The organism is Arthrobacter sp. 05T442 (assembly GCF_056395945.1).
In genome coordinates this window covers 36,429-44,821 of the sequence record NZ_JBFTKM010000023.1, presented here as the reverse complement: position 1 = coordinate 44,821, position 8,393 = coordinate 36,429, and the positions used below count along the sequence as shown (strand labels likewise).

Here is an 8,393-nt window from a genome sequence, read left to right as displayed (position 1 = left end):
GTTAAGCACGCCGCCAGCGTTCATCCTGAGCCAGGATCAAACTCTCCGTTGAAGTAAAACAAAAACAGACACAACCAACACCCCCGGGAAAACGGGACGCGCCGGCTGCACAAAATTTGAAACCAGCTGTAAAAACCAGACCACACCACGGGGTGGCGCAACCTGGCCAATCCAACCAATTCAATACAATAAATTGGTATCAACAAACTTGGCACACTATTGAGTTCTCAAACAACAGACACATTCGAATACTTGCCGAAATAATTCATTTCCATGAATTCTTTATTTCGTTTTTCTTCGCTGCGATGTTTATAGCTTATTTCATTCATTTCCACTTTGCAAATCCGGGATATTCTCCCGAATTTCACTTAGTGGAGCGAATCCGCCCAGCAAAATGTGAGGCAAATTTTCCATCTCAGCGCCTAGCGCCTGAAAAACTGCCTCTGTTTTGTTGGGGGTTTGTCACCACTCAACGGCGGCGACTCAGAAGACACTACACGCTCCTCCCCTGCCGGGCAAATCGGCCGGGGAGGAGCATGCTGGCAGCCTCCGGGAGCACGAGTCCTACGGCGCGGTGACTTCCACCGTTGCCAGGTTCTTCTTACCCCGGCGCAGCAATAGGTACCGTCCAAGGAGCAGTTCACCGGGCGCAACTACGGCCTCCGGATCCGAGACTTTCGCGTTGTTAACGTACGCCCCTCCTTCATTCACCGTCCTGCGGGCCGCCGACTTGCTTTCCGACAGGCCCGAGGCGACGAGGAGCTCAATGATCCCCAGGGCGCCGGCATCGACATTGGCTGAAGGCAGTTCCGAGGTGGCGGCCTTCAGGGTTGCCTCGTCGAGCAAGGTGAGGTCGCCGTTGCCGAAGACCGCTGCCGAAGCAGCGATGACTTTGTCTGTGGCCTCCGCGCCGTGGACGAGCGAGGTCACCTCGTAGGCAAGCGTCCGCTGGCCTTCCCGGGCGAACGGCCGTTCGGCGACGGCGAGCTCCAGTGCCTCGATCTCGGCGCGGCTCAGGAACGTGAACACCTTCAGGCGTGCGGCGACGTCGCCGTCCGCGGTGTTCAGCCAGAACTGGTAGAAGGCGTACGGGCTGCACATCCGGGGGTCAAGCCAGATCGCGTTGCCCTCGCTCTTGCCGAACTTGGTGCCGTCGGAGTTCGTGATGAGCGGCGTGCCCAGGGCATGGACATGCTTGCCCTCGACCTTGCGGATGAGTTCGGTGCCGCTGGTCAGGTTGCCCCACTGGTCCGAACCGCCGGTCTGCAGCACGCAGTCGTAGTCGCGGTAGAGCTGGAGGTAATCCATGCCCTGCAGGATCTGGTAGCTGAACTCCGTGTAGCTGATGCCTTCGTCGGAACCCAGGCGGGACGCAACGGCATCCTTGCGCAGCATGGTGCCGACACGGAAGTGCTTGCCGATGTCGCGGAGGAAGTCGATGGCGCTCAGTGGCGCTGTCCAGTCGAGGTTGTTGACCATGCGGGCGGCGTTGTCGCCGTCGAAGCTCAGGAAGCGGCGGACCTGGGCCTGCAGGTACCCCACCCACTCCGTCACGGTGTCCTTGGTGTTGAGGGTGCGCTCGGCCGTCGGACGCGGATCGCCAATCAGGCCGGTGGAACCGCCCACCAGCCCGAGGGGCTTGTGGCCGGCCAGCTGGATCCGGCGCATGAGCAACAGCTGCACCAGGTTGCCCAGGTGCAGGCTCGGCGCGGTCGGATCGAAGCCGCAGTAGTACGTCACGGGATCACCGGCAAGCAGCTTCTCCAGCTCCGCCTCGTCCGTGGAGACGTGGACAAGGCCACGCCATTTCAGTTCCTGCCAGATGTTGGCGAAACTGGAGTCGTTCTGCTGGGCATCGAGATTATTTAGCTGGGACACGGAATCTAAGGTAGCAGGATCGCTACCCCCGCAGCACAGGTGACGCAGGCGGACGGCCTGGCGCCGCCGCCTGTCCTAGCCCTCGATGCCTGCCGGCACGCCGGCGGCGGCGATGAGCCGCAGCCGCTGCGTGGGCCGGGTCATCGCGACGTACAGATCCCCGACCCGGCCGTGCTCATGGTTGAGCATGGCGGTCGGCTCCAGGACCACGACGCCGTCGAACTCCAGGCCCTTTGCCTCACGGGGGCTGATGACCACGATGTCCTGCGCATAGCTGCCGGCACCGTTCCCGACGCGGCGGCCGTACACCGCCCGCAGCGCTGCCGCGGCCTCCGGGAGCAGCGGGCCGTCGGCAATCACGGCGAGCAGGCCGCCCTCGATGGCGGCCAGCTCGCCGGGAAGTACATCAACGAGTTTGCTGACGATCCCGCCCGTGTCGACCCGGTCAATGACGGGTGCCCAGCGTCCTTCGCGGACAGCCTTGGGCGCCGAGACAACGAGCCCGGCGGCGTTGGCCATCCGTGCGGCGGCCTCGGCGATCTGGGAGGGGGTGCGGTAGTTGACGGTGAGTTCCTCGAGCTGCCAGCGGTCGCCAAACATCGGGGCCAGGGCGCTGTGCCATGAATTGGCACCCGCGACGGAGCTTGTCTGGGCGATGTCGCCCACGATCGTGAAGGACTTCAGCGGGCAGCGGCGCACGAGGAGGCGCCACTGCATCGGCGAGAGTTCCTGCGCTTCGTCGACCACGATGTGCCCGAAAGCCCACGTGCGGTCGGTCGTGGCGCGTTCCGCCGCGGTCAGCCGGGTCTCGCGCTCCTGGTTCTGGTCCACCAGGTCCTCGGCGGAAATGAGGACATCGACCCCCGCGGTTTCCATGTTGACCAGCGTCTGCTTGGCGTTGGCGAGATCGCGGGCACGGTCGTGTTCCTGTTGCGCCAGTCCCCTGCCGGCCGCCGGGTCAAGCTCGCCGAGGAGTTCGGCGGCCTCGTCCAGGAGCGGCACATCGGCCTCAGTCCAGGGCGCATCCGCGGGCCGGAGCAGCAAGGCCCGCTCGGCCGGGGTGAGGTTCGGGGTGCAGGCTTCCAGGATGGCCGGCTTGCTCAGGAGCTCCGACACAAGCTTCTCCGGGGTCATCGGCATCCAGCACAAGTTCAGGGCGATCCGGACATCGCGTGCGGAGCGCACGTCCTCGGCGAGGTAGGAGCGGTCGGCATTGTTGCCGATGCTCCCGGCCTCCACGAGTTCCGTCATCTGTTCGGTCAGTTCGCGCAGCAGGATCTTGACGAAGGAGACACGGGCCTCGTTGTGCGGCTTGCCGGTGGCCCGTGCCTTGTCGCGGGCACGCCGGACCTGCCGCGGCGTCAGGACGAGCTTGCGTCCGTCGACCTCGAGGATGCGGTTCGCGGCCGGGATGCGCTGCCGGTTGGCCACGGCGTTGGCGACGACTTCGGCCATCGCAAGCCGGCCCTTGATCGCGGCAACGTCGGATTCCGGCTCGGCGACAGCGGTGATTCCGGGCATGAGCCGGCCCAGGCTCGCCATCACGACGCCGGTCTCGCCAAGGGAGGGCAGCACGCGTTCGATGTATTTCATGAACGACGACGTCGGGCCCACCAAAAGCACGCCCGCCGTCTTGAGGCGTTCCCGGTGGGTGTACAGGAGGTACGCAGCACGGTGCAACGCGACAGCAGTCTTGCCGGTGCCCGGGCCGCCCTGGACCACGAGGGCGCCGGAGATGGAGGAGCGGATGATCCGGTCCTGCTCGGACTGGATGGTGCCGACGATGTCCGACATGCGGCCGGTCCGCTTGGAGTTCAGTGCGGCCAGCAGGGCGCCTTCGCCCTGGAGGGAATCGTTGTCGGCGAGCATGTCGGCGTCGAGCACGTCATCCTCGATCGCCTTGACCTCGCGTCCCTGCAGAATCAGGTGGCGCCGGCGGCGGACACCCTGGCGGTCGAACGCGGTGGCCTGGTAGAAGTGGCCGGCTTCGGGTGCCCGCCAGTCCACCATGAGGCGCTGCAGGTCCTCGGTTGTCAGGCCGATGCGGCCGATGTACTGCGCCTCCCCGGAATCAAGGTCCAGGCGGCCGAACACGAGGCGGTCATCGACGGCGTCGAGCTGGGCGAGGCGGTCCTCATAGAGCGCCGCGAAGGCGTCACGTTCGGAGACATTCTGCATGGTGCCCACGGCACCGGCGCGGCGTACCTGGGCCAGCTGTGCGCGCTTTTCTGCCCGCAACTCATCGAGCCGGGCATAGAGTCCGGCCACATAGTCGCGTTCATGGGCCAAATCAGCGTCGTGCATCGAACGTTCCCCTATCGAAAAAGACGGACCGTCCATTCTACAACCATTTCGGTGAACCCGTCTGAACATGTCGAGGCAATGTTAGTCAGGGAATTGTACCGGTCCGGCCGGAATGGTCCAGCTAAAGGCGCAGCAGGGAGCGGACCGGATAGCCGCTCAAGGCCTCGCGGCCGGACAGGTCGTCGAGCTCCATCACCACGCCGATGCCCGCGACGTGGATACCGCACCGTTCGAACAGCCGGGCGGCTGCGCCCAGGGTGCCGCCGGTGGCGAGCACGTCATCGAGGATCAGGACCCGGCTCCCCGGAGCGAGGTCCGTGGTGTGCAGCTCGAGGGTGGCCGTGCCGTATTCGAGCGCATAGTCCTCGGACACAACAGCACGCGGCAGTTTGCCGGCCTTGCGGACGGTGATGACTCCGGTGCCTGTGGCGTACGCCGCGGCCGCTGCGAGCAGGAAGCCGCGGGCCTCGACGCCGGCGACGGCGTCGAACTGGCCCTTGAATGGTCCGACGAGGGCGTCGACCACTGCCTTCAGTGCGGGGCCGTCGGCGAAGACGGGGGTCAGGTCCTTGAAGCTGATTCCGGGTTTGGGATAGTCCGGGATAGTTGCGCACAGGCTGCTGATCAGCCCGTCCACCGGCTTCGCTGTTTTGTTCTGGTTCGACTCGCTTGGATTCACCCGTCCACCTTACTGGCTGGCGGTTCCGGTAGCCGCAGGAGGCCGTTCGCGAGGCCGTACCTGACGACGTCGAGGGCTTTTCTGAGCGCGCGCTCCGCCTCGAACCTTTCGGCCGCCACGGCGCTCATCCGGGCGTAGTCCTCCGCCCAGCCGGCGCGGTGGAACCTGTCGGCGTCACCGTGGAGGAGCCGTCCATAGAGAACGTCCTCGAACAGGTCACGCGCTTCATCCGGGGCCGATTCTGACATCAGCGGCTGCCGGTCCCGGATCATCTCGGCAGTGAACAAGTGGGCCACTTCATCTGCGCCCGCCTCCACTCTGCCCTCTGATGAGGTGTTGCACAGACGCAGGGCCCTCACCACGAGCTTGAGCGATACGTGCTCCTCGGGAACGATGAACTTGCGCAACAGGGCCGCGCGGAAGAGCTCGACCCAGTGCCTGCGCTCCCACTCCATGGCGTCGGGGGGAACGGGCCCTCCACGGGGTGTGAATAGCTCAACCATCCGGAAGTACTCCGCGGCCAGCTTCTCAAAGATATGGAGCCTTTCCAGCTCGCTGGCCGGCTTCCCACGCTTGCCTTCGCCCATAATGCTTGATCATCCCCTGTGCGGTGCTCCAGTGCGGATGCCGGGCACCCGCTGGCGTGCCCGGTTACGCGGTCCTGACCTTCGCGGCCTTGTAGCGGGACACGGTCGGGTCGCCACTGAGCCAGAACCGCCAGGGATAGTCGTCCGTGCCGCCGGCGCCGGAGACTCCCACGCGCGGACCTGAGCTGATGTCGGCGGCCGGAGCCACCGGCAATTCCAGCCGGAACGGCGCGCCGAGTGCGTCCCGCCCGCTGTCCGCAGTCGTCAGCCCAAGCGCCGTGGCGAGCCGTGCGGGGCCGCTCGCCAGGTCCTTGGCGGATTTCGACGTCGGGCGCCTGGCCAGTGCCACGTCCTGTCCCGCGACGACCTCGCCGGCCCGCAGCAGCAGTCCCGAGGCCATGCCCTCGGGTCCGCAGACGATGTTGGCGCAGTGGTGCATCCCGTACGTGAAGTACACGTAGAGGTGGCCCGCCGGGCCGAACATCGGCGCATTCCGCCGTGTCGCGCCGCGGAAGGTATGCGAGCCGGGATCCGGGTGCAGCGAGTCATGCGGTCCGAGGTAGGCCTCCACCTCCGTGATCCGCACCGAGACCGTGCCTTCGCGCCCGTCGTGCGTCAGGACGGCGCCGAGAAGCAACGGCGCGACGTGCCTGGCATCCGCCGAAAGCACCTCGCGCAGGGTCCGGTTCGCGTCGAACGCCGGTGGCGTAGCGGCGGCCGATGGATTGGTACTCATATTCAGACTTTAACAACTCCGGGCAACGGGCTCCACGCCCGTGTCCGAATTCCGCTAGCAGGCGAACCGGGAAGCTGGCAGGATGGACCCATGGACTTTTGGCAGCGCTACCGGGCAATCGATGCCCGCGACACCCGTTTCGACGGGCAGTTCTATACCGCTGTCCGGACGACCGGCATCTACTGCCGGCCCTCCTGCCCGGCCCGGACCCCGAAAGCGGCCAACGTCACGTTCTACGAGACGTCCGCCGCGGCCCATGATGCCGGCTACCGGGCCTGCAAGCGTTGCCTCCCCGAAGCCGTGCCGGGCACGCCCGCCTGGAACCTCCGCTCCGACATCGCCGGCCGGGCCATGCGGCTGATCAACGACGGCGTGATCAACCGCGACGGCGTGGAGGGTCTCGCATCCCGGCTGGGCTATTCCTCACGCCAGCTCAACCGGATCCTCAGCCACGAGCTCGGCGCGGGTCCGCTGTCGCTGGCCCGTGCCAGCCGGGCCCAGACGGCCCGCACGCTGCTCGTCTCCACGGACATGCTGGTGTCCGACGTCGCCTTTGCAGCCGGGTTCAGCAGCGTCCGCCAGTTCAACGAGACCATCGGCGAAGTTTTTGCCATGACGCCCTCCGCGCTCCGGGCCACGGCGAGGCACCACCGGGCCCCGGCGTCCTCGACAGCCCTGACGCTGAACCTGCCGTACCGGGAGCCGTTCGATCCGGGCATTTTCGACTTCCTCGCCGTCCGCGCCGTCCCCGGCATCGAGGAAGGGACGTCCAGCTCTTACGCCAGGACCCTGCGGCTGACGCACGGGGATGCGCGGTTCCGGGTGGACTTCGACGCCGGTGCCCCCGGCCGTCCGCTCGTCCTGACGATCGGTGCCGTCGACCTCCGGGACCTTTCCTCGCTGCTCAGCCGCGTCCGCCGCCTGCTGGATCTCGACGCCGATCCGCTCGCCATCGACGGGGCCCTCGCCGCCGACCCGCGCCTGGCCGCAAGCGTGGAGCGGACGCCCGGCATGCGGATGCCCGGGTCATTCGATCCGCAGGAGCTGCTGATCCGGGCGATGATCGGGCAGCAGATCACCGTCGCAGCAGCCCGGACGGCCCTGGTTCAGCTCTCCGAGGCCGGGAGCGAAAGCCTGGTTCCCGCAGATGGCCTGCACCGGATGTTTCCCACGGCGGAACAGATCGCGGAGACCGGGTTCGAGTTGCTCCGCGGTCCGCAGCGGCGCATTGACTCCATCCGGGGCGCCGCCGCTGCCATGGCCTCCGGGGAGCTCGATTTTGGCTATGGCGATGACCTGCCCGGGCTGGAGTCCAAGCTCCTCCCGCTGGCCGGCGTGGGGCCCTGGACGGTGGGCTACGTCGCGATGCGCGTCATCGGCGCCCCGGACGTGTTCCTCGCCAACGACGCGGCGGTCCGCAACGGCATCCGCTCCCTCCGGGCGGCCGTCATCGGGCCGGCGATGTCCGGCACAGCCCCTTCCAGCACAGCCCTGGCCGGCACGGCCCCTTCCAGCACGGCCCTGGCACCTGATTTCCGCGGCGTCAGCCCATGGCGCTCATACGCCACCATGCACCTTTGGCTTGCCGCCGCAGCAGCCCAGGCCGCGGCACGCAAGAAACTTCTCACCCCGGCGCAGACTCCGAAGAAAGCGAAACCATGAAAGCCCAGCTGTTGACCATGTCTACCCCGGACGGTCCCTTCACCATCATTGCCCGCGATGGCGCCGTGCTGGCCTCGGGCTGGACCGCCGTTCCCGGCGAGCTGACGGGCCAGATCCACGCGGAGCTCCTGCCCACCGGCTACGAGCCCGTCCCGGATCTCGCCGCCATCTCCGAAGCCGTGGAGGCGTTCTACGCCGGCAATCCAGGGCAGGCCATGGAAGTGCCCGTGCTGCAGAAGTCCGGCCCCTTCCGCAACCATGCCTGGGACGTGCTGCGGAAAGTGGAGCCTGGCCGCCCCGTGACGTACACGGAGTACGCCGCGCTGTCCGGGAACGTCAAGGCCGTCCGGGCGGCCGCCAGTGCGTGCGCCTTCAACGCCGCAGCCCTGTTCGTTCCCTGCCACCGCGTCATCCGCACCGACGGCACCCTGGGCGGTTTCCGCTGGGGGCTCGCCATCAAAGAGAGCCTTCTGGACCGCGAACGGGCAGTGGCGCTTGCGATGAATTGAGCGCTGCCCCGGATTGAACGGCGTCCTGAAGTGAGCTG

The 8,393-nt window shown here is 66.6% G+C and carries 7 protein-coding genes; 2 read left to right on the top strand and 5 right to left on the bottom strand.

The window, feature by feature from the left end; all coding sequences use genetic code 11:
* Positions 1-564: 564 nt before the first annotated feature.
* The 5 genes from tyrS to AC1DES_RS17165 form a co-directional block, all read right to left on the bottom strand.
* Positions 565-1,878 carry a tyrosine--tRNA ligase gene (gene tyrS / locus AC1DES_RS17185; RefSeq protein ID WP_476896914.1) on the bottom strand — a complete coding sequence of 438 codons (1,314 nt, stop codon included), beginning with the start codon at positions 1,876-1,878 and terminating at the stop codon, positions 565-567.
* Between the two features lie 75 nt (positions 1,879-1,953).
* Positions 1,954-4,182, bottom strand: a complete 2,229-nt coding sequence (locus AC1DES_RS17180; protein WP_476896913.1) for a HelD family protein — start codon at positions 4,180-4,182, stop codon at positions 1,954-1,956.
* 121 nt (positions 4,183-4,303) lie between these two features.
* Positions 4,304-4,861: an adenine phosphoribosyltransferase gene (locus AC1DES_RS17175; RefSeq protein ID WP_476896912.1), complete on the bottom strand. Its 558-nt coding sequence runs from the start codon at positions 4,859-4,861 to the stop codon at positions 4,304-4,306.
* Positions 4,858-5,448, bottom strand: a complete 591-nt coding sequence (locus AC1DES_RS17170; protein ID WP_476896911.1) for a hypothetical protein — start codon at positions 5,446-5,448, stop codon at positions 4,858-4,860. The genes AC1DES_RS17175 and AC1DES_RS17170 overlap by 4 nt, the downstream gene beginning before the upstream one ends.
* A gap of 64 nt (positions 5,449-5,512) precedes the next feature.
* Positions 5,513-6,184 carry a DNA-3-methyladenine glycosylase gene (locus AC1DES_RS17165; RefSeq protein WP_476896910.1) on the bottom strand — a complete coding sequence of 224 codons (672 nt, stop codon included), beginning with the start codon at positions 6,182-6,184 and terminating at the stop codon, positions 5,513-5,515.
* Between the two features lie 90 nt (positions 6,185-6,274).
* Here AC1DES_RS17165 and AC1DES_RS17160 point away from each other — a divergent pair, with 90 nt between their 5' ends.
* Together AC1DES_RS17160 and AC1DES_RS17155 are read left to right on the top strand one after the other, a co-directional pair.
* Entirely contained in the window at positions 6,275-7,846 is a 1,572-nt protein-coding gene (locus AC1DES_RS17160; protein WP_476896909.1) for a DNA-3-methyladenine glycosylase 2 family protein, read from the top strand.
* A complete protein-coding gene (locus AC1DES_RS17155) occupies positions 7,843-8,355 on the top strand; it encodes a methylated-DNA--[protein]-cysteine S-methyltransferase (RefSeq protein ID WP_476896908.1) in 513 nt (170 codons plus the stop codon). Before AC1DES_RS17160 ends, AC1DES_RS17155 begins: the two co-directional genes overlap by 4 nt.
* Positions 8,356-8,393: the final 38 nt, after the last annotated feature.